Here is a 1,355-nt window from a genome sequence, read left to right on the forward strand (position 1 = left end):
GTTGAGGTTCTGCACGATGCGCCCCGGCATCGAACCGATGTACGTACGACGATGACCGCGGATCTCGGCTTCATCGCGCACACCACCGAGGCTCATGCGGACGAACTTGCGGTTGGTCGCCTTGGCGATCGACTGGSCGAGCGARGTCTTGCCCACGCCSGGMGGMCCGACGAGGCASAGGATCGGACCCTTSAKCKTAKTSACGCGSTSCTGCACRGCGAGATACTCGAKGATGCGTTCCTTGACCTTCTCCAGGCCGAAGTGATCGGCKTCGAGGGTTTCCTGCGCAAGGGCGRGATCCTTGCGGACCTTGCTGCGCTTCTTCCACGGCACGCCCACCACCCAGTCCAGGTAGTTGCGGACCACGGTCGCCTCGGCAGACATCGGCGACATCTGCTTGAGCTTGTTGAACTCGTTACGCGCCTTCGCCAGGACAGCCTTGGGCATACCGGCAGCGTCGATGTTCTTCTGCAGCTCTTCGATCTCGTTCGCGCCCTCTTCGCCCTCACCCAGTTCCTTCTGGATGGCCTTCATCTGCTCGTTGAGGTAGTACTCGCGCTGGCTCTTTTCCATCTGCGATTTGACGCGGCCGCGAATGCGCTTCTCGACCTGCTGCAGATCCATCTCGCCGTCGACGAGGCCGATGAGCAACTCGAGACGCTGACCCACGTCGGCTGCTTCGAGCACGCGCTGCTTGTCGCCCATGCGCACGGACAGGTGCGCGGCGATCGAGTCGGCAAGACGTGAGGGATCGTCGATACCCGAGAGGGTCGCGAGGATTTCCGGCGGAAGCTTGCGGCTCTGCTTGACCAGCTGTTCGAACAGCGAGACGAGCGAGCGCGACACGACGTCGAGTTCGCGTTCGTTGCTGCTGTAGATCGGCTCGATGACGCGCGCCTTGCCGCTCATCATGCCGGCTTCGTCTTCGAAGGCATCGATCTGCACACGCGACTGTCCCTCGACCAGCACCTTCACGGTGCCATCGGGCAGCTTCAGCAGCTGCAGGACCCCGGCGAGCGTACCGACCGAATGGAGGTCGCTGATCGACGGATCGTCAATGTCGGGGCTTTTCTGAGCGACAAGCAGGATCTGCCGTTCGCCTTCCATCGCCCGCTCCAGCGCGCGCATGGACTTGTCGCGACCCACGAACAGCGGAATGACCATGTGCGGGTAGACGACGACGTCACGCAGGGGCAGGACCGGCAACAGGTCCAGCTCGGATCCGCTCGTGGTTTGGCTGCGATTCTTCGCCATGTGCTTGGGGTTTCCCTCAGAGTATTTGGGGTGCGACCCGACACTGCGCCGGAGCCGCCATACACGTCAAGTGGTGGTTCGCGAAGGAACGATCAAGAGCG

General features: G+C 62.5%; 1 protein-coding gene. It reads right to left on the reverse strand.

Annotation, left to right across the window (positions count from 1 at the left end; genetic code table 11):
* Window positions 1-1,254: LON peptidase substrate-binding domain-containing protein (locus AC1DT2_RS23530; RefSeq protein ID WP_477299097.1), on the reverse strand; the 1,254-nt coding region annotated here is incomplete at its 3' end.
* Between the last annotated feature and the right edge of the window lie 101 nt (window positions 1,255-1,355).

The sequence above is a fragment of the Luteibacter sp. P4_E6 genome, from assembly GCF_056401535.1.